General features: G+C 40.0%; 16 protein-coding genes. 3 read left to right on the top strand and 13 right to left on the bottom strand.

What is annotated here, in order from left to right; genetic code table 11:
* Nucleotides 1-99 precede the first annotated feature (99 nt).
* Nucleotides 100-1,425: a S8 family peptidase gene (locus MHI58_RS08800; protein ID WP_045035125.1), complete on the top strand. Its 1,326-nt coding sequence runs from the start codon at nucleotides 100-102 to the stop codon at nucleotides 1,423-1,425.
* 89 nt (nucleotides 1,426-1,514) lie between these two features.
* Here MHI58_RS08800 and MHI58_RS08795 read toward each other — a convergent pair whose 3' ends face one another.
* The 3 genes from MHI58_RS08795 to MHI58_RS08785 all read right to left on the bottom strand — a co-directional run bounded on the left by MHI58_RS08795 (nucleotide 1,515) and on the right by MHI58_RS08785 (nucleotide 4,366).
* Entirely contained in the window at nucleotides 1,515-2,663 is a 1,149-nt protein-coding gene (locus tag MHI58_RS08795) for a Rap family tetratricopeptide repeat protein (protein ID WP_039166583.1), read from the bottom strand.
* 165 nt (nucleotides 2,664-2,828) lie between these two features.
* The gene (locus tag MHI58_RS08790; RefSeq protein WP_041507256.1) at nucleotides 2,829-3,578 is read right to left on the bottom strand and encodes a poly-gamma-glutamate hydrolase family protein; all 750 of its coding nucleotides are present in this window, start codon (nucleotides 3,576-3,578) and stop codon (nucleotides 2,829-2,831) included.
* 314 nt (nucleotides 3,579-3,892) lie between these two features.
* Complete coding sequence (locus MHI58_RS08785) at nucleotides 3,893-4,366, bottom strand: CarD family transcriptional regulator (RefSeq protein WP_007499456.1); 474 nt, start codon at nucleotides 4,364-4,366, stop codon at nucleotides 3,893-3,895.
* 590 nt (nucleotides 4,367-4,956) lie between these two features.
* Here MHI58_RS08785 and MHI58_RS08780 point away from each other — a divergent pair.
* Nucleotides 4,957-5,358: a hypothetical protein gene (locus MHI58_RS08780; protein WP_173408016.1), complete on the top strand. Its 402-nt coding sequence runs from the start codon at nucleotides 4,957-4,959 to the stop codon at nucleotides 5,356-5,358.
* Between the two features lie 125 nt (nucleotides 5,359-5,483).
* Entirely contained in the window at nucleotides 5,484-6,020 is a 537-nt protein-coding gene (gene bslA / locus MHI58_RS08775; RefSeq protein ID WP_024720390.1) for a biofilm surface layer hydrophobin BslA, read from the top strand.
* A 119-nt stretch (nucleotides 6,021-6,139) separates the two neighbouring features.
* On the opposite strand, the gene MHI58_RS08770 is transcribed toward bslA, so the two are convergent.
* From MHI58_RS08770 to tdh, 10 genes are all read right to left on the bottom strand, one after another.
* The gene (locus MHI58_RS08770; RefSeq protein ID WP_045035328.1) at nucleotides 6,140-7,492 is read right to left on the bottom strand and encodes an IS1182 family transposase; all 1,353 of its coding nucleotides are present in this window, start codon (nucleotides 7,490-7,492) and stop codon (nucleotides 6,140-6,142) included.
* 186 nt (nucleotides 7,493-7,678) lie between these two features.
* Nucleotides 7,679-7,903 (bottom strand): hypothetical protein, encoded by a 225-nt coding sequence (locus tag MHI58_RS08765; protein WP_041507259.1) that lies wholly within the window; start codon nucleotides 7,901-7,903, stop codon nucleotides 7,679-7,681.
* Nucleotides 7,904-8,107: 204 nt separating this feature from the next.
* Entirely contained in the window at nucleotides 8,108-10,009 is a 1,902-nt protein-coding gene (gene mutL, locus MHI58_RS08760) for a DNA mismatch repair endonuclease MutL (protein WP_045035126.1), read from the bottom strand.
* A gap of 22 nt (nucleotides 10,010-10,031) precedes the next feature.
* Nucleotides 10,032-12,608 (bottom strand): DNA mismatch repair protein MutS, encoded by a 2,577-nt coding sequence (mutS, locus tag MHI58_RS08755; protein ID WP_045035127.1) that lies wholly within the window; start codon nucleotides 12,606-12,608, stop codon nucleotides 10,032-10,034.
* Nucleotides 12,609-12,732: 124 nt separating this feature from the next.
* Nucleotides 12,733-13,278 (bottom strand): outer spore coat protein CotE, encoded by a 546-nt coding sequence (cotE, locus tag MHI58_RS08750; protein ID WP_007499466.1) that lies wholly within the window; start codon nucleotides 13,276-13,278, stop codon nucleotides 12,733-12,735.
* A 248-nt stretch (nucleotides 13,279-13,526) separates the two neighbouring features.
* Entirely contained in the window at nucleotides 13,527-13,961 is a 435-nt protein-coding gene (locus MHI58_RS08745) for a RicAFT regulatory complex protein RicA family protein (RefSeq protein ID WP_008344661.1), read from the bottom strand.
* A gap of 1 nt (nucleotide 13,962) precedes the next feature.
* Nucleotides 13,963-15,489: a tRNA (N6-isopentenyl adenosine(37)-C2)-methylthiotransferase MiaB gene (gene miaB / locus MHI58_RS08740; RefSeq protein WP_007499471.1), complete on the bottom strand. Its 1,527-nt coding sequence runs from the start codon at nucleotides 15,487-15,489 to the stop codon at nucleotides 13,963-13,965.
* Nucleotides 15,490-15,579: 90 nt separating this feature from the next.
* Nucleotides 15,580-16,686 carry a DUF3578 domain-containing protein gene (locus MHI58_RS08735; RefSeq protein ID WP_045035128.1) on the bottom strand — a complete coding sequence of 369 codons (1,107 nt, stop codon included), beginning with the start codon at nucleotides 16,684-16,686 and terminating at the stop codon, nucleotides 15,580-15,582.
* Nucleotides 16,687-16,798: 112 nt separating this feature from the next.
* Nucleotides 16,799-17,980 (bottom strand): glycine C-acetyltransferase, encoded by a 1,182-nt coding sequence (locus tag MHI58_RS08730; protein ID WP_007499472.1) that lies wholly within the window; start codon nucleotides 17,978-17,980, stop codon nucleotides 16,799-16,801.
* On the bottom strand, nucleotides 17,977-19,041 hold the full coding sequence (tdh, locus tag MHI58_RS08725) for an L-threonine 3-dehydrogenase (protein WP_045035129.1): 1,065 nt from the start codon (nucleotides 19,039-19,041) through the stop codon (nucleotides 17,977-17,979). The genes MHI58_RS08730 and tdh overlap by 4 nt, the downstream gene beginning before the upstream one ends.
* Between the last annotated feature and the right edge of the window lie 8 nt (nucleotides 19,042-19,049).

The raw sequence follows: 19,049 nt of genomic DNA, 5'->3' as shown, positions 1-19,049 counted from the left end.
AATATGAACAAAAGAAGGGACAAGAATCCGAACAAAGATGCTGTCATGTTCATAACGTAAGAGTGTACGAGAATGGATAGCTAGAATGGAGGGCATCACATGTTTGGATTTTCCATGGTACAAATGGTCAGAACACATGCTAGTAAATTGGATCAGCCTTTAAGAGAGACCGTCCTTCACCTCTATAAGCCTTTTAAGTGGACGCCTTGTTTTCTTCATCGTTTTTTTGAAGGAAGGTTAAAGAAGAGCAAGAAGCTTCGGGTCATCATTGAATTTAAAGAAGATGCAGTCGAAGCAGGTATTCAAAGCACAAAGCAGCTAATGAAAAAAAGCAGAAAAACAAACATCAAAAAACATTTTTCACATATTAACTGCTGCGCTGCTGATCTTACCCCTGCTGCTTTAGAGGAACTCTTAGCGAATGAGGAGCATATTCGCAAAATATATTTAGACAGACAGGTACATGCACTGCTGGATGTGGCAACACAATCAAGTCATGCGGATGAAGTCGTCCGAAATGGCACGACCTTAACCGGTGAAGGCATTACGGTTGCGGTCGTTGACACAGGCGTATACCCACATGAGGACTTAGATGGAAGAATTCGCGACTTTGTAGATTTAGTCAAACAAAAAACGAAACCTTATGATGATAACGGTCATGGAACGCATTGCGCTGGGGATGTGGCTGGAGACGGAGCTGCCTCAGACGGCTTATACAAAGGACCCGCTCCAAAAGCCAATATCATTGGGGTAAAAGTATTAAATAAACAAGGCGCTGGATCACTTTCTACTATTATAGAAGGTGTTGAGTGGTGCATACAGTTCAACGAAGACCATCCTGATGACCCAATTCACATTATCAGTATGTCACTAGGCGGCGATGCACAGCGTTATGATGACGAACAAGACGATCCGATGGTGCGCGCTGTCAATGCAGCTTGGGATCAAGGGATTGTCGTATGCGTTGCTGCCGGGAACTCTGGTCCTAACAGTCAAACGATCGCAAGCCCTGCCGTGAGTCAAAAAGTCATTACGGTCGGAGCCTATGATGATCGAAATACGCCAGAATCAAGTGACGATGTCGTGGCACCATTTTCGAGCAGAGGTCCAACGGTCTACGGTGAAACAAAGCCTGACCTCCTCGCACCAGGAGTCAATATCGTCTCTCTTAGATCACCAAGATCATTCCTAGATAAACTAGATAAATCAAGTAGAGTCGATGATGATTATACGACGTTATCTGGCACTTCGATGGCGACACCCATTTGTGCCGGTATCTGCGCACTATTATTAGAGCATTCACCAGATTTAACACCTGATGAAGTCAAAACTTTATTAAAAGAAAATACAAGCAAGTGGTCTGGAGAGGACCCAATGATTTACGGAGCAGGTGCCATCGACGCAGAAAAAGCAATCCAAGAATAAATAAAAAAGCCCTTTACGTTTTTCGTAAAGGGTGTTGTTTTGTCTGTTTTTATGTGTGAAGTCTTTCTTCTACTTGAGCAGCTGACATGTTATGCTTCGTTCTCATACATCTCATCTCCTTTTTGAATGTGCGTACGCGCTTCGATCACAATTTCAAAAAAAGTGGAAGATTCCTTGTACATGTCGCGTTCCTTATAATAATTAGCCGCATCAAGTGCCAATTCCTCTAAATCAGCAAACATTTTTTTGTTTCGTAGTCCCAAAAGGGCTGACCTCAATTGTTCAGAGCTGTCTGTTTCTATATAGAGTGCCTGTAAAAATTGGAATTTCAATTGATAAATTTCATCTCCCAATATAGAGGCCTGATTCATGCCTTCCTTTATAGCCTCACTCGCTCGCTCCATATCTTCGAGTTTAAAACAAGTAAGAGCCAGTGAAAACAATGATTTGATCATCGTTGCAGCTTGATCTTTTTGATAAAGTGAAATGGCTTGTTCAAAGAAGACAGTGGCTGTATGATAGGTTCCCATACTATAATGACAAGTTCCTAAGTTATTGAGGGCCATCGCCTTAAAATAAGATGTGCATTCTTTTCTTTCCATTGCTTCACACACTTTTAAAGCTTTTTCTAAATACGGGAGCGCTTTTTGATGCTGACTTACATCAATCCAATTACCTGCCATCACAAAATCGCATTGAATGCTTCTTTTTCCATAAAGCTGATGTTTCTTATAGATGTCTCTCGCTTTTTTCGCATAATGCATAGAAAAATAGGTTTGTTTCATATGATAGTATACTTCAGCAATTTTATAATAAAATTCCGCTTTTTCGATCTCATCTGTCACTAAGATCAGCTGATGTTCCGCATGCTTATAATAGGAAATGGCTTCGATATACCGGTGCTGGGTAAATGCATACATTCCATGGAAAAAATGAAAGTAATAGCCCAATAAACCCGTCATCTCATCTTCTGCCTCTTCAATTTCTTTTGGAAAAGAGACCGCTTGAAGCGATTCATTCCCTGCATGGACTGGCGTTAAGTGCTGAAGCATCATTTGATGGCGAAAATCCATGAGAGAATAATAGAGTAATAAATCTTGATCTTCTTCCATCTCATGAATGTCTTCTTCAACAAGGCGCTTCATATCGTTTGCCTGATCAACTTCAAATTTGCAAATATGTGTGTACCATTGATTGATTTTTACACCTACTTCGGAAGATGGTATTTTGTGTGCCATCCACTTCAGCCCCATTCTATCATATCAAACTGATAACTATTATTTTACATAATTTATGATTTTAAGGCAAATTGTCATTTATTTCATATTTTATGTTGATTTTGCACATTTCTATCTTTTTTACCAAGTTTAAAGAGAGTACTTTTGCCCATCAAAACCTTTTTTCTACGAAGAAGGGTCGAATTCTCTAAGCACTTCTTTTAAACCACTGACATAGCGACTAAATGCTTTTTTCTTTCCTTTTCTCGTATCAAAGTTGTCAAAAAAGGCTTTTCTCTGCGCCGTACTAATTTCTAACTGGACACTTTCGCCACTGGCATTTTGATTATTAATGTTGTTTGGATCCGTTCCGGAGAGGCGCTCGCCTTTTTGCACGAGCTCTGCGGAGAAGCCCCGGTCTTTTAGTTCTCGCACAACCGCTTCTTGCATTTTTTCGTTTGTCCCGCCCACAAGTGTATGTCTTCTATCACTTTTATAGCCGTGAATAGATATAGAAAAGGGATATGTTTTAATCATTTGAACCAAAATCGGTTCATCGAATTTTGTACTAGTGATATGCAAGTCACGATTGTTGTCTTGTTTTGTCCCTTCAAATAAATACGTAGAGTACTTCTTTTCAAATGCATCTACAATTTCACTTGTTCCTGGTTCAATTTCGCCGCCGTGAGGAGAAAAGACAAGTAAGTCACTTCCCCCTTTTTCATGAAACTCTATCTCATAGCCGTCTCTTTCATGCCGTATAAGCTGTTTAAAACTTTCATATTGATCCCCTTTTTTTCGCTCTTTCTTATACTTTTCTACTTCTTCATGATGTTGTTTTTGCTCTTTATTTTCTTGGATAGAATGGCTGCATTTCACCATTAAAAGAGCACACAGGATGAGAAAGATGAATCCACATATGAGTAGTCTTTTCATTTCACCGCTCCTTTTCATTCTCTTCGATGTCATCTTATCGCATTATTTTACTATCAATCGCTAAAAGAATTCAAAGAATGTCCGGCTCCTTTTCATGAATCAGGAGAACTTACCTGTTTTTTTATGTTGCCCTAGGTATTTTCGGCTTCTTTAAAACGGTTCATGTGCAAGTAAAAACTAAATCCTATGACCTCATTTTAGTTTTAGTCAAAAACACCTACAAAATTGGGAATTTTCATCTTTTTTCAAATAAAAAAGCTGTAAACAAAAGGAACATCTCCTTCTGTTTACAGCCAGTCTCTGTATATCCAGCATTAAACTCTTAATTCATTCTCTAATGCTGTCAGCACTTCATCTTGCGACATGCCTTGTGCCAGTGAAATTTCGCTCACTAACATGCCCCGTGCATCTTCAAGCATCTTCTTTTCACTAGAATTTAAGGCTTTTTTCTGATTACGTCTCATCAGATCTTTGACAACGTCTGCACCATCTTCAATCGAACCTGTTTTTAGCTTTTTCAGATTTTCATCATATCTTTGCTTCCAAGTAAGCGTGTCGTCGTTTGTTTCTTCTGCAAAATTGTTCATCACAACTTTCAGCGTAGCTTGATCAGCTACCGGACGTATACCTAGTTGATTGATTCTGCCTTTTGGGACCATCATCTGCATATTCGGCATTTGAATCAGAAAATATTCCTGCGTCTTACCTAAAATCTCTTTTTCTTCCATTCCTTCAATCACACCGGCTCCATGCATTGGATAAACAATTTTATCACCTATTTGAAACAAATCCGCCACCTCCGAAAGTATTCACAATATCATTATAACACATTTCAGCAGAGGATAAAAATTTATATTTTATCATGTTAATTTAGCACTAGTCAATTCTTTTTATTTGAGTTTTTAAAGAATTAGCCTTTTTTTACAAAAGGAGCGCCACCATCCAGTCCTCGTACACCTTTCTTGCATATACTAGCATTGAGTCACATTTAGGAGGGATGACAATGTGCAAATGCAAGAGCAAACATTCCCACTCAAAATGCTATAAAAAGCATGACGATCATCACCATATTGATCCGTGTGAAAAAAAGAAGTTTTATCATAAAAAAGATGATTGGTTTGAGAGCGATTTTTGGGATACGTCAAGAAGCTACGATCCCCATTATTTTCCTAAAAGTGTCTGCAGCAGATGTAAGAAGCGTCGCAAAAAAAGACATAGCTTCTCATTTTAGCGTTTGACGCTGCACCTGCTTTTTGTTTTCCCGGCTGAAAAGCCGGTTTTTTTGTTACATGTCGTTCTTTTCTTTCATATGGATAGGCTCATGAAACAGGTGCAGCTCATAAGATATGGCAACCTGAAAAAAAGGATGAGATACAAAATGAATAATATGAATAACCAAACCAACCATTACCATCAAGGAAATCCCTATCACACGTTTGAAAATGTGTATACAGCCAATCATGAGCATATGATCGCACCAAACATGCATGACCATATGAATATGCCAAATCATTATCATACCGGTAAAAAAGATGCTTATAGCGGACACCACCCGCATCATCATTCAGCCTATTCCCCTTTTACGAAGCAGTATGAACCCTATTCAAATGTACAGATGAACGATCACCATCACTTCGGTCACTACGGCGGTTATGGTATGGCTCCCTACCATCCAAACGGCTATCATGATATGCAGATGATGATGCCTGCAAATCATCATATGACAGGAAATGCTTACGGAATGAACCAACCAAATGCATTCCTACCCCGTTATTACTAAAAAACAAGCAAAATAAGGGTATAAAATACCATTTAATGACATATAGGAATATGGTAACCTTATAGGTAAATAATGGATGTAATCATCTATTATTTACCTATAATCAACCAAGGGGGAAGGAAGAAATGAAGAAAACATGGACAATGATTATGATGGGGATGCTTACATTGGTCATGGCACTCTCAGTACCGCTAGCCGCATCAGCTGAAGGGGCTAAAACAGAGGAAAGCAAAGCTTCAACGAATGCAAGGCCAGCTGCCCTTTATGCAAAAATCACAGGAGCAAGTAAACAAGAATGGTCTTTTTCTGACATTGACCTGACTTACCGTCCAAATTCTGTTCTAAGTATTGGTGCAGTTGAATTTACTTTACCAGCAGGTTTTCAAGCCACAACAAAGGATATTATCAATGGAAAAGCTTTAAAAGACAGTTACATTTTGAACAATGGAAAAACTGTCCGCATTCCAGCTCGTTTCGATTTATTCGGAAGTTCCCAATATACATTACAACTTTCTCATAAAGTACTTCCTGCTGCAGGTACATATACGTTCCGCGCAGAAAATCGTGCGATCAGCATCGGTTCCACATTTTATGCAGAGGATACGATTGATATTAATAAACGACCAGTTGTCGTCACACCGCCAAATCCTTGCGGATGCTAAACAAAAAAGCGCTCTTAGAGCGCTTCAGATTGTAGAGAAACTCATGTTTTTCTACAATCTTTTTTATTTTCATCGTAATGATGATGGATGAGATTGAATGAAAAAGGCCTCCCACACACCTAACCTAGCTTCGCTAGATGTGTGGCAATCTTCTTCATGTTCTGACAGGCAGCTGTGAGAAGAACTTGCTCACTCACATTTTGTTTTCCCCTCAACCGGCAGTAGCGAAGCCCGTGCAGTTGTTTTGAATCTGCAAAGCTTCGCTCTATTTTTTCTTTTCTTTTTTTATATAGCTCTTTTCCAGAGACAGATAGACGATTTTGTCTGATCTTTTCTTTATGTTCTTCCCATATGTGTCTTGAGATGACTTTTTGATGATTTTTCGACCTTGTGCATCTTTCAAGGAAAGGACACGATGTACATTTTTTAGGATCTGATTTGTAGAACCTATAACCTTTTCGATCAGTTGTTGTATATAATAGCTTCTCACCATTTGGGCATATGTAATGATCATGTTCAGAGTCATACTTGAATTTCCACTTCTCAAATAAACCTCTTGTTGGATGAAAGCGTCTATGTGCGATGACACCAAAAATACGGCGATCTGATAAACCTTTACAGATTGGGGTCGTCAAATAACCAGAATCAAGGGCAACAGCTTCTACTTGAAAACCAAATCGTGCGATTTGGTGATCCAACCGATCAAGATACGGAACAGAATCATGGACATTACCGGGCGTGATGTGGGCATCCGTGATGATATTGTACTTCATATCCGTTGTACGGTGGTCTAGGTAGAAAAAGCCTTCCGGTTTGTTTTCACGATAAAGATAGCCACTTTCAGGATCAGTCGTACTTTGACGAATGTCTTTTTCCGTTTTCACCTCCTCTTTTACCTTTAAGGGCTTTTTTCCGTGTGCCACCCGATCTTCTTGGATCGCTTCTTCTAAATCATTTATATAGTTCTGGGTATCCTGCTCAATCGTTTTTCTCGTATATTTATGTTTATTGGCATTGGCTTTAAGATGAGTGGAGTCAGTAAAAAGAACGCGGCCTCCTACCATATCATGATTGATAGCTTGAAGCACGATCTCGTCGAAAATGTCTTGAAAAATCGTTGTATCTTTGAATCGAGTACGACGATTCCAGCTAATGGTCGAGTGATGAGGAACGGGGTCATTGATGTTCAAACCTAAAAACCATCTATACGCCATGTTATAGTAAATTTCTTTTTCAAGTTGTCTTTCAGAACGGATACCATACAGGTATCCGATGAACATCATTTTGAACAAAATGAGTGGATCGAGAGAAGGACGACCTTTATTCTCACTATAATATGGTTTTACTTTGTCTATGATAAATGAAAAATCAATGTATTGATCAATTTTACGAAGCAGGTGATCCTCTTCGACCAGTTGATCTAGTAATACAAATTCGGCTTCGTGCTGAGAAGAATTTCTAGTGTGGAACATGAGAAAAACACCTTCCTTTAGTATGCTTTTCTCTATTATAAAATGGGGTAGTGGAAAATTTAAGGGAAAAAATAAAGCTGTCGAGATTTTCTCGACAGCCTGAAGCGCTCTTAGAGCGCTTTTTCTCATTTATCACATGTCTTGCCGCTGTGCTTACTGCATTTTATATAATTGTTACACCATATCTCATGATGGTCTGTCATCATTTAGTTGGCAAAACCACATATGGCGTTTTTTATTATATTTTTGCTCTTTTAGTTTTTTAAAAATCACAAATTGATATACGCCAAATAGTAAGGTTAGGATCATAATTGCGGTAAATAGTTGATCGACTGGAAGCAAAAAATATACGACAAAAAAAGATAAAAGCAAAACAAAGTAACCTATATTGAACGCTTTTTTGAATGTCATCATATTCCCTCCTTTTTACAATCATATCACGCTTCACTTAATCGTATAACCAAATAACAAAAACCCCTATCCTTTTGAGGAAAGGGGTTATCCTTACAACATGACAGCGGATGTTTATCTTCACATCACAACAACAGGAACCAAACTATCGGGTTGAAAAATTAATTGGTGGGCAAACCGATTCACCCACCATTTCAAACCTAGCTACATCACCCGCTTAAACATCTTCTCCATTTCATATGTGGAATGATGAATCATAATCGGCCGGCCATGCGGACATGTAAATGGGTCTTGTGTTTGCCGGAGTTCATCTAATAAGGCTTTGATTTCATCGTGACGCAAATGACGATTTGCTTTAATCGAGCCTTTACAGCTCATCATGATCGCCGCTTCTTCTCTCAGTTTCTTGATATCCACACGCTTTTCATCAAGTACTTGCTGAATGATTTCTTCGATGAGTTCAGCCTCTTCTCCTTTAGGAAACCACTGCGGATGCGATCGAACGATATAGCTGCCTGATCCGAATGGCTCTAAGAAGACCCCTACTTTTGCTAAAATATCGATATGCTCTTCAATAATCAACATATCGTTTTTTGAGTAGTGAAAGGTTAATGGAACAAGCATTTCTTGCACTTCCTGTTCAATGTCTCCTACCTTTTCACGAAAGTACTCATACTTGATTCGCTCTTGGGCAGCGTGCTGATCGATGATATAAAGACCACGTTCATTTTGAGCCAAAATATACGTTCCGTGCATTTGTCCAATCGGATACATCACAGGGACACGTTCACTTTCAGCCTGATGCTGGGCTTCACTCTCTTCCAGTATCACTTCGTCATGTTGTTCATGCGAAACTGCAGATTCCTCTACATATACATGGTCAAACGTTTCTTCAGACGATGCTGGTAAAGTCGCTTCCGTACTTTCCGGTTCACGCATACCGTATGTGTCGTTCTGACTGGTCTCGTATACAGCCGATGCGAGCGAGTCCGGCTCATAGGAAACAGGTGTTTCCATTCGGCTATTCATTGTTTGTTTAGAATCAAAAGATAAAGACTGCTGCTCATTTTTCACTGCTGGCATTGGTGCTTTTTTTGGCACTGTAGCACTTGGAATGAGCTGCTGCTTTTGAAAGACGTCTTTAATCCCTTGTTTGATCAACTCATGAAGTTCCTGCTCTTTACTTAGTCTTACTTCAAGTTTAGAAGGATGTACGTTCACATCGACTAAAATTGGGTCCATCTTCATCTCAATAAATGTAATCGGATGGCGTCCGATTGGGAGCAGTGTATGGTATCCTTCATGAATGGCTTTCACCAGCGGGAAATGCTTGACATATCTGCCGTTGACAACAGAAGACATGTAATTACGTGATGCCCTTGTCACTTCTGGTAAGGAAATATAGCCTTTTACTTCAAAATCAAGTGATTGTACATGTAGTGGCAGCATTTTTTTGGCCACTGCCGTTCCATAAATGGCCGCAAGCACATGCCGCACATCTCCGTTTCCATTTGTTTGAAGCAGCACTTTTCCTTGATGTCGCAAACGAATCGACACTTCTGGATGAGCAAGTGCAATTCGGTTCACAACATCAGAAATGTTGCCAAGCTCCGTATGAACAGTTTTCATGTATTTTAGACGGGCTGGCGTATTATAAAATAAATTGGTGACCACAATTTCGGTGCCGCGACGGCCAGAAGTTTTTTTCTCCGAAATGATCTTCCCGCCTTGGAGAGCTAAGTGTGTTCCAGCACCTTCACCGGTACTTGTCTTCATTTCTAAGTGAGAGACGGAGGCAATACTTGGCAGCGCCTCCCCCCTGAAACCGAGCGTCCTGACACGAAACAGATCATTTTCATCTTTGATTTTACTCGTCGCATGACGCTGAAAGGCGAGCTTACAATCTTCAGCATCGATTCCCACCCCATTATCAATAATTCTAATAGAAGAAAGTCCTGCTTCTTCTACATCGATTTCAATGACAGTACTACTAGCATCGATCGCATTTTCCACGAGCTCCTTCACAACAGAAGCCGGGCGTTCGACCACTTCACCAGCTGCAATTTTATTTGATAGGTCATCGGATAACTGAATAATCTTTGCCATTTCTTGCTCACCTCACCTTACATTATAATTTCTTTTGCAATTCATATAGCTTTGTCATCGCTTCAAGCGGTGTCATATCCATTAAATTAAATGACTTCAATTCTTCGATCACTGCTTGATCTTTGTTTTTCAGCACAGGTTTTGTTTGCGGTTTTTCTTCCACTTCAAAGAAAGAAAGCTGCTGTTTTTCCTCAGCCATTTCTTTTTTAGGGGCTTTAGAGACGCGCGGAATCACTTCATGTGATCCGCTCTCAAGCTCCGTTAAGATGGTCTGAGCTCGATCAATGATCGCATCAGGCAGTTCAGCAAGCTGCGCTACATGGATGCCGTAGCTTTTATCCGCTGCTCCTTCTTTGATTTGATGTAAGAAAACAACTGTCCCTTCATGCTCTTCAGCTCGTACGTGGACATTTTTCAGCTCGCTTAATTGGGATTCAAGTACCGTCAGTTCATGATAATGAGTGGAGAAAAGGGTTTTGGCACCAATATGATCATGCACAAATTCAATGATTGCCTGTGCAAGAGCCATTCCATCATAAGTGCTTGTCCCGCGTCCAATTTCATCAAATAAAATCAAGCTGTTCTTTGTCGCATGTACCATTGCATTTTTTGCTTCGAGCATCTCTACCATAAAAGTACTTTGACCAGAAATCAAATCATCTGCCGCCCCAATGCGTGTAAAGATTTGATCAAATATCGGAAGGGTTGCCTTTGATGCTGGCACAAAACAGCCAATTTGCGCAAGAATTGAGATCAATGCCATTTGTCTCATATATGTGCTTTTCCCTGACATATTCGGACCAGTAATGAGCAAGGTTTGTCTCCCTTTGCCCATTTGGCAGTCATTCGGCACATACTCTTGATGATCCATCACTTTTTCAACAACAGGATGACGTCCATCAATGACTTCCACTTCATCTGCTGAAAATTCAGGGCGGACATAACGCCGCTTTTCACTCACAGTCGCAAAGCATTGCAGCGCATCAAGCTCACTCATTTGTTTTGCGAGCAGCTGTAATCTAGGAATATACGCTTTTACTTGTTCCCGAAGCGCAGAAAATAGTTCATATTCCAATTCACTAATATTTGATTCCGCCTCAAGAATAAGGGCTTCTTTTTCTTTCAATTCAGGTGTAATATACCGCTCTGCATTGGCAAGGGTTTGTTTTCTTTCGTAACGGCCTTCTTCTAATAAATGCGTATTGGCACGGGTCACTTCGATATAGTAGCCAAACACCTTATTAAAGCCGACTTTCAACGAACGAATGCCTGTATATTCTCTTTCTTGCTGTTCAAGACGAGCGATCCAATCTTTCCCGTTTCGGCTCGCATCACGATATTCATCTAATTTTGCATTGTAGCCGTCTTTAATCAAATTGCCTTCTTTTAACGTCATCGGCGGATTCTCATAAAGAGCATCTTCTAATAAATCAAGTAAATCACCGCATGGGTCAATGTCATTTGCTCTAGATTTTGCCATTTCCTCCGGGAGAGAATGGACAAGCTCTTTAATAGCCGGCACTTGCTTGAGAGATTCTTTCAATTGAATGAGATCACGGGCATTCACATTTCCAAATGCCACACGGCCCGCTAGACGTTCAAGATCATACACTTGCTTTAAACGTTCTCGCAGATCCTCTCGCTCAAAGAAATGTTCCATCAAAATTTGCACCATTTCCTGGCGTTCTTTGATTTGTGAAAGGCGGATGAGCGGACGATCGATCCATTGCTTCAGCAATCTTCCGCCCATTGCCGTTTTTGTTTCATCTAAGAGCCATAATAAAGAACCCTTCTTGCTTTTTGAACGGATGGTTTCTGTTAATTCAAGGTTTCTTTTTGAGTAAAGATCAATTTTCATCGTTTGTTCAAGCTGAAACACTTGAACTTGCTGAAGATGATCAAGACTCCTTTTTTGCGTTCTTCTTAAGTATGCATAGAGTGTTAAAAATGCTATTTTCAGATGTTCGTCAAGATGAGCAACGAGTCGTTCAGCTTCATCTATTAATTCAGCGCTATCTTCGTATGAGATGGTCGCTTGGCAGCGTTCCTTCAGGGTTTTCACCGTTTCTTCATCAAGCTGCTTTGATACCACAATCTCTTTTGCACCGACAGAATAAATTTCAGACACAACTTCATCTAACCGTTCAATGAAAGCCGCCATGTTTTCACCTGTTGATAAATCGGAAAGCGCAAGACCGTAGCCATTTTGAAAACTGGAAACAGACGCGATAAAGTTATTTTCGTTTTCATTCAGTCCTTTGCCGTCCATGACCGTACCTGGTGTAATCAGTTGAACGACCTCTCTTTTGACCACACCTTTTGCCGTTTTAGGGTCTTCCACCTGCTCACAAATGGCGACTTTATAGCCTTTTTCAATCAGTTGTTCTATGTATGCAGACGCAGAATGATATGGAACACCACACATTGGAATCGTGCCGCCATCCCTGCTTGTTAACGTAATTTCTAATTCTTGTGCTGCTTCTTTTGCATCATCAAAAAACATTTCGTAAAAATCGCCTAAGCGAAAAAATAAAAAGGCATCTTGGTAATCTGCCTTGATCTTTAAATATTGCTGTATCATGGGCGTATAACTTGCCATATTTCTAATCCCTCACTATATTACTTTCGAATTCATACCATCTTTCATTATAGCATAAAAATTCACCTTTTTTCCCTAGATCAAAGCACAAAAAAACTAGGGGGATATGCGCCCTAGTCATCAATTACTCTTCTGGATCACCCGCGAGGAATTCTGGATGAATATCTTCTAATTCCTCATCCACTTCTTCTTCCCATTCGTGATCATCTTTTTCTTTCCAGCTTGAATTGACTTCTACAACAATTTTGGTTTCCCCTACTACTTCAGCAATGAATTCACGCTCTGCTTGAACGACAATTTTATTGCCATTTGGAGAAATGGTGACTTCTAAGCAATTGGGCTGCTGTAAGACTTTCGCAATCACTTCGTGCTCATCATCAAGGAAGTTTTTATCTTTATATCTCAGTTTGATGATATCTACATATTTTACACGTTCTGTGACCACTTCGGTTTTCGTGTTGTCTGCGTAAGAATACCACACGTTAATATCAAATGTACCTTCAATCTCAACTGTTTTACCGACTTTTTCAGCATCGTACTTATGATTAATGATCCAACCGCCTAGGATGCTGGTTGGTTTTTGCGATGGAGAAATGGTGTGTGTGCTTTGGGTAAATTTCCTCCCTTTTGCAACCACCGCTTTTGTAATAATTTCTCTGTATTCAGACATTCCGGCATGCCTCCTTGTTCTTGATCGTTTTATCTTATGCTGGGCATTCGTCTAGTGTGTCACGATTTTGAGTCTCATGTTCAATTAAATTCATTTCTGTTTCAGTGTATGCATGGTCGCCCATAAACTTGCCTTGAAAATTGGAAAAGTTGGAGAGTGAGAGATTGGGGTTGATGGAAGCTGAAGGAGAAAGAAGGTATGCAATTCTTACATCAGAAAACAAAAAACCCCGCATCTGCGGGGTTTTCTCATTTAATGGAGCAACTTGGGGATGAGTTTTTCACTTTTGAACCGGTTTCTCCTAATAAGAGGTCACCGCCGGTTGAAAGAATGATTTCATCCGTTACTTGATTAGAAATTGTGTGCGCTACAAGCTGAAGCAGGGAATTAACCTCTGTTTGTGATTCTTTGAATTCTTGAATCACTGGGATCTCATCCAGTTCTTCTTGCAGGGCATCAATTTTTTCTTCCACTTGTTTTAAGGCTTCATGTTTGCCATAATGCTTTAAATTCACAGCTTGCTTTTGAAGCGCCTTAATTTGATTAATGATCGCTGCAATTTTTGTATTTTCATTGATTTGCGCTTCTGCTTTTTTGAAGAAATCAACTTCTTCTGTTTCAGAAATCATTTTCGCGAGCTCTCTTGCGCGCTCGACAATCTCTTTCTTTGAATAAAGCGTCATTTTAATTCACCTCGATAGCTTCTCCAACCATTTCTCCGTCAAGAGACCAAGTTTTGGCTTGTGTGATTTTCACTTTGACGATGTTGCCAATCGCTTCTTTTGGTGCTTTAAAATTCACAAGCTTGCTTTTACTTGTATATCCGGCTAGGATCTCAGGGTTGTTTTTACTTTCACCCTCTACTAATACTTCGACAGTCTGCCCTTCATATTCCTTCATTTTTTTCGCAGAAATTTCATTTACGAGTGCATTCAGGCGCTGCAGACGTTCTTTTTTTACACGCATTGGCACGTTGTCTTTCATATTGGCTGCTGGTGTTCCTTCTCTTGGAGAGTAAATGAACGTATAAGCCGCATCAAACTCAACCTCACGATAGAGGGAAAGCGTCTCTTCAAACTGCTCATCTGTTTCATTAGGGAAACCAACGATAATGTCCGTTGTTAATGAAGCATTTGGCATTGCCTCTTTGATTTTGCGCACTAGGTCAAGGTAACGTTCACGGTCGTATTTTCTTGCCATGAGTTTCAGCACAGAAGAACTTCCTGATTGAACCGGCAAATGAATATGATCGAGAAGGTTTCCGCCTTTGGCAAGCACTTCAATTAAGTGATCATCAAAGTCACGCGGGTGGCTTGTTGTAAAACGGATACGTGGAATATCGATTTTACGCAGCTCATCCATTAGGTGACCAAGACCATATTCCATGTCTTCAAAATCTTTTCCATACGCATTCACGTTTTGACCAAGAAGGGTAATTTCTTTATATCCTTCTGCTGCTAAGCGTCTGACCTCTTGAATAATTTCATCCGGACGGCGGCTTCTTTCCTTACCGCGCGTGTAAGGGACGATACAGTATGTACAGAATTTATCACAGCCGTACATAATATTCACCCAGCCCTTAATTTTTCCTTGGCGGGCTCTCGGAAGATTTTCAATCACATCGCCTTCTTTAGACCAAACCTCAATGACCATTTCTTTTGAAAGGTAGCATTCAGATAATAGCTCTGGCAGGCGGTGAATGTTGTGGGTACCGAAAATCAAGTCAACAAATGGGTGTTTCTTTAAAATACGGTTAACGACCGATTCTTCTTGCGACATGCATCCGCAGACGCCTAAGATTAAATCTGGCTTTTCACGCTTTAATGCTTTTAAATGACCAAGCTCTCCAAACACTTTGTTTTCTGCATTCTCACGAATGGCACAAGTGTTTAATAAGATGACATTCGCATCTTCAGTCGAATTTGTTGGTTCATAACCAAGCGCCATAAAAATACCAGCCATCACTTCTGTGTCATGCTCATTCATTTGACAGCCATATGTGCGAATATAAAACTTGCGGCCGTTCCCTAACCCTTGAAACCGCTCGTCAATTTGAAATTGATTGTATTCGACTTCTTCTTTACCCCGTTTTTTTGCATCTTTTAAGGAAGGCGGAATGTACACAGCTTCAAAATACTGGCTGTAGTCCTTCTCGGATTTTTTGTCCGATGAACTTACTTGTCCGCTCGCTTTTCTCTGCTCTTCATTCATGAATTTGTACTCCTTTCAAACCAAGCTCCACCCTACAGTATAGACTATTTTGTCGTGAATTGAAAATAAATTCATATGTGTCCACACTTTTCAATCCACACGAATTTTACATGAATATTGAGTAGGCTTCAGATGGAGATCGTCTTTTCCTAAAGGATTTTGTATTTCTTTGACAATCTTCATCTGCTGTGTACCGACACTCTCAACTAAAGTAATTACATATGATTCTTTTTCTTCTTCTGCTACCATTCTTTCTTGTTCAGATAAGAAGAATGGAAAGTCATGGTGAGTCAGTTTAGATCCTTTTACTTCTATAAGCTTCTCTTTTCCATCGGGGTAATAAGATTTGATATCAAATCCGTGACCATCTTCTGTTTCAGCTACCCAATCGACAGCTTCCGCTAATTGTTCCCGTCCCACTGCTTTTAATTGCTCTATTTCCTTATGATAAACAAATTTCTCTGCTATTCTACCTGTCTCTTCATTTTGCTTTGATCTTTCTTCTCTTAATTGTTTATAAACATCTCTATGAATGATTCTTTTTCTTTTAAATTTGTTCTGATGTTCCACTTTTGGAATAAGGTTCTGGTCCAAATATACTTCGTAAACAAAATCATAAAAAAACTCATTTAAAGAATTGATATCTTGTATTAATTGGTGATGGTCAAAATGATCAATATTATACTTTTTAAAGACCAATGAGCTTGCTACATATTTTTTAGGTCTTAATGATTTACCCAAATGAAAATCACCTATATGAAAGCCCTCTAGTCTTTTATGATGCTTTAATTCAGGCTGTAGCCTTTCCCTCCAAATGGCTGCCTCTTCCCTAATTTCAGATAGAGATAAATTTTCAGTTCCAGTTTCAATTGTTAAATAAAAATCTTCCCCATTTTCCGCGAATAAAATAACAATAAATATCCCTTTTTGTGTCGTTGTTTTTTGAGAATTAGGATTTGAGGTTAATCTCTTGTCTAAAAGTGCAATCCAAAAACATTCTGCAACTTTTCCATTTCCTGTAGATGCTTTAATATCGATCCTATCCAAATTCCTCATATGGCGTTTTTCTAATTCATAACGAATGTTGTTTGGGATTTCTTTATTAAACATGTTGTGAAAAGGGTGATTTTTATCTGTTCTCCCTTTGTTCTTATAATCTAAAAATTGTTTATAAAAATCTTCTTTATTAAATAACATTTGTTTCACCACTTACCTCAATAGATCTTTTTACATACATTATACATAACAAACGGTAGATTTGATGAAATATGGAAAGATTAGCGCAAAAGAAAAGAGAGCCTCAGCTCTCTCAATCAAGTATATTCAGTTTTTTTGCTTCTTCTTCGATGATTGTCAGTGCACGGTCAAGCTCTTCTTTTGTGTGCTCTGCTGTGATGATGGCTCTAATTCTCGCTTTTCCTTTCGCTACAGTTGGGAAAGCAATGCCTTGAGCGAAAACGCCGCGCTCGATTAATGCTTTTGAAAACCGGAAAGTGAGTGCCTCGTCTCCAATCATCATCGGAATAATAGGCGTTTCTGTTGGTGCCACCTCAAATCCAAGACCGATGACTTTTTCTTTAAAATAGGCCGCGTTCTCCCAAAGTGTTTCAATGCGCTCTGGTTCGTCTAACAGCACTTCAATGGCTTCTTCACAGGCTCTTGTGACAGCCGGCGGATGTGAGGTGCTGAATAAAAACGGTCTTGCTTTATGCTTTAAATAGTCGATTAAAACGGCAGAACCAGCGACGTAACCGCCTAGCACACCAACTGCCTTACTAAGTGTGCCAACCTGAATATGCACTCTGCCGTCAAGTTGAAAATGATTCACTGTTCCGCGCCCATTTTCACCAAGTACTCCAGACGCATGGGCATCGTCTACCATCACAAAGGCATCATATGCTTCTGCAAGTCTTACAATCTCAGGAAGCGGTGCAATATCTCCATCCATTGAGAAAACACCATCTGTCACGATAAGACGGACGCGGTAATTCATCGATTTCTTTAAAATTTTCTCAAGCTCTTCCATATTAGAATGAGCATATACTTTTTTATCTGCCTTTGTTAAGCGAATCCCATCGATGATTGAGGCATGGTTCAGCTCATCTGAAATGACAATATCATCTTTTGTGAGAATACTGGATAAGACCCCTTGGTTGGTCGTAAAGCCTGATTGGAATACGAGGGCTGCCTCTGTCTTTTTAAAAGCTGCGAGCTTTTTTTCAAGCCGTTCATGCATTGTCATCGTTCCAGCAATGGTTCGTACAGATCCTGTTCCAGCACCGAATTCATCAATCGCCTCTTTTGCCGCTTTCATCAGCCTTGGGTGTGAGGTGAGACCTAAGTAGTTATTTGAAGAGAGTTGTATGACGGATTGTTCATTTAATGTCACCGTGGAAGATTGTTTGGAATCGATTTCTTTCAGTGTTTGATGGGTGCCTTGCTGCTTCATTGTGTCCAATTCATCTTGTAAATACGTAAATTCTTTCATCATTTCGTCCCCCTTTGATATGATGGCATGATCAGTACGACCTTCCCGCACGTACCATTTCTCATGAGTTCAAATCCCTTTTCAAAATCTTCAAATGGCAGCGTATGGGTGACAACCGGCTGTACATCAATGGTATTCGTTCTTAAAAGTTCAGATACTTGACGCCACGTCTCAAACATTTTTCTCCCCGTGATCCCTTGCACGCTTAATCCCCTAAAAACAATTTGATTCGTAATGTCAATGGTTACCGGCCGCTCTGGCAAACTTAGTATATTCACTTTCCCTCCATTTGCACAAGCTTCGAGTGCTTGATTAATCGCAACGGGATGTCCTGACATCTCACACATCACGTCTGCCCCTTCCATCCGCGTGAGCTGCTTAATCATGGCAACAGGATCATCTTTTCCGATATCCACGATATGATCTGCACCCATTTTACGGGCAAGATCCAGTCTGTATTCATTTTTATCAACAGCGAACACTTGGACAGCCCCGGAGGCTTTTGCAACCGCAATCGCCATTAAACCAATGGGACCACAGCCAAAAATCGCCACTGACTTTCCTGAAACAGGTGTATGCAGAACTGTATGAACAGCATTTCCAAGCGGTTCTTGAATAGATGCAAGTTCCACTGGCATTTGAGCTGGATTATGCCACACATTTTGTTCTGGTACTTTGACATATTCAGCAAAACAGCCATCAATGTCTACCCCTAAAATTTTCGTTTCGCTGCACAAATGCTGCTGACCCGTTAAACACATATAACACTGATTACAGACAATATGCGTCTCAGCCGATACAAAATCCCCTACTTTTGCTCGTGAGACTTGGTTCCCCGTTTTGACAACTTCCCCTGTGAATTCATGACCAAAAATGTACGGCGCTTTGACTCTCCCCTTCGCCCAATCATCCCAATTATAAATATGCACATCCGTTCCGCATATCGATGTAGCCTTTACCTGGATGAGCACTTCATGATCACTTATTTCTGGAATCGGCATTTCCATCATCGTCGCTCCGTAAGCGCTTTCTTTTTTAACAATCGCTTTCATCGTTCCACACATGACGTACA

This window comes from Bacillus sp. FSL K6-2869 (assembly GCF_040869405.1).
Lineage (GTDB): Bacteria > Bacillota > Bacilli > Bacillales > Bacillaceae > Bacillus > Bacillus altitudinis.
The sequence above is the reverse complement of the archived record's forward strand: the minus strand, read 5'-3'. Positions and strand labels throughout refer to the sequence as shown.

Coding starts and splice junctions, on each gene's coding strand:
- MHI58_RS08735 (WP_045035128.1), bottom strand. CDS start 16,686: ATGTTATTTAATAAAGAAGATTTTTATAAACAATTTTTAGATTATAAG.
- mutS (WP_045035127.1), bottom strand. CDS start 12,608: ATGGCAAGTTATACGCCCATGATACAGCAATATTTAAAGATCAAGGCA.
- MHI58_RS08730 (WP_007499472.1), bottom strand. CDS start 17,980: ATGATGAAAGAATTTACGTATTTACAAGATGAATTGGACACAATGAAG.
- MHI58_RS08765 (WP_041507259.1), bottom strand. CDS start 7,903: ATGACATTCAAAAAAGCGTTCAATATAGGTTACTTTGTTTTGCTTTTA.
- cotE (WP_007499466.1), bottom strand. CDS start 13,278: ATGTCTGAATACAGAGAAATTATTACAAAAGCGGTGGTTGCAAAAGGG.
- MHI58_RS08780 (WP_173408016.1), top strand. CDS start 4,957: ATGAATAATATGAATAACCAAACCAACCATTACCATCAAGGAAATCCC.
- bslA (WP_024720390.1), top strand. CDS start 5,484: ATGAAGAAAACATGGACAATGATTATGATGGGGATGCTTACATTGGTC.
- MHI58_RS08800 (WP_045035125.1), top strand. CDS start 100: ATGTTTGGATTTTCCATGGTACAAATGGTCAGAACACATGCTAGTAAA.
- MHI58_RS08795 (WP_039166583.1), bottom strand. CDS start 2,663: ATGGCACACAAAATACCATCTTCCGAAGTAGGTGTAAAAATCAATCAA.
- mutL (WP_045035126.1), bottom strand. CDS start 10,009: ATGGCAAAGATTATTCAGTTATCCGATGACCTATCAAATAAAATTGCA.
- miaB (WP_007499471.1), bottom strand. CDS start 15,489: ATGAATGAAGAGCAGAGAAAAGCGAGCGGACAAGTAAGTTCATCGGAC.
- tdh (WP_045035129.1), bottom strand. CDS start 19,041: ATGTGTGGAACGATGAAAGCGATTGTTAAAAAAGAAAGCGCTTACGGA.
- MHI58_RS08745 (WP_008344661.1), bottom strand. CDS start 13,961: ATGACGCTTTATTCAAAGAAAGAGATTGTCGAGCGCGCAAGAGAGCTC.
- MHI58_RS08790 (WP_041507256.1), bottom strand. CDS start 3,578: ATGAAAAGACTACTCATATGTGGATTCATCTTTCTCATCCTGTGTGCT.
- MHI58_RS08770 (WP_045035328.1), bottom strand. CDS start 7,492: ATGTTCCACACTAGAAATTCTTCTCAGCACGAAGCCGAATTTGTATTA.